1 protein-coding gene is annotated in these 255 nt (G+C 39.2%); it reads right to left on the bottom strand.

Annotated features, from left to right (window positions below; genetic code table 11):
* A partial coding sequence (locus MTCD1_RS19705; protein ID WP_143760208.1) for an NAD-glutamate dehydrogenase domain-containing protein occupies positions 1-255 on the bottom strand: 255 nt, incomplete at both ends.

Here is a 255-nt window from a genome sequence, read left to right as displayed (position 1 = left end):
ACCCTCGCCGACAATCTTAACGTTAAGCTCATTACCGTTGATACGAACATGATCATTCGCTCGATCGCCAACATCGTTGTTTGTCTCAGTGATTGCTTTAACATAGGTTCCGATACCACCATTCCACAGTAAATCTGCTTGTGATGTTAAGATAGCTTTAATTAAATCTGTCGGCGTCATTAATGATACATTGGTACCCAGCATCTTTTTAATTTCAGATGTCAACGTAATTGCTTTTGCTGAACGTAAGAAGAT

This window comes from Colwellia marinimaniae (assembly GCF_002207865.1).
Lineage (GTDB): Bacteria > Pseudomonadota > Gammaproteobacteria > Enterobacterales > Alteromonadaceae > Colwellia > Colwellia marinimaniae.
This window is presented reverse-complemented; position numbering and strand designations above follow the sequence as displayed.